We start from the raw sequence: 484 nt of genomic DNA on the forward strand, positions 1-484 counted from the left end.
ACACTCGCCACCGCGCTCTTCGCCTCGTTGACCTTCAGACGCAACTTGCCGTACAGCCGCCGCAACAGCGCCATCACCCGCTCGCCCGCCCGACGGCTGCGTACGTACACGTTCGCATCGTCGGCGTAGCGCACGAAGCAATGGCCTCGGCTCTCCAACGCCTTGTCCACCTCATCAAGCAGCACGTTGGCTAACAACGGCGACAGCGGACCGCCCTGCGGCGTGCCCTCGTACCGTTGCAGCACAACCCCGCCATCCATCAGTCCGCTATTCAGATACGCTCGGATCAACCGGATGACTCCGGGGTCTTCTATGCGTTTCTGTAGGCGATCAATCAGGATGTCGTGATTAACCCGGTCAAAGAATTTTTCCAAGTCCACGTCCACCACTATTCGCCGACCCGATTGCACGTACGACTGTGCGGTTAGCACCGCGTCGTGCGCACGCCTGCCGGGACGGAAGCCGTAGCTATGCTCGCTGAAGG

At 61.2% G+C, this 484-nt stretch carries 1 protein-coding gene; it reads right to left on the minus strand.

The genetic code is table 11. The annotated features are described in order from the left end of the window. Positions 1–484: reverse transcriptase domain-containing protein (locus tag AC1DQM_RS29905; RefSeq protein ID WP_477747272.1), on the minus strand; the 484-nt coding region annotated here is incomplete at both ends.

The organism is Pseudomonas sp. 01L34 (assembly GCF_056400265.1).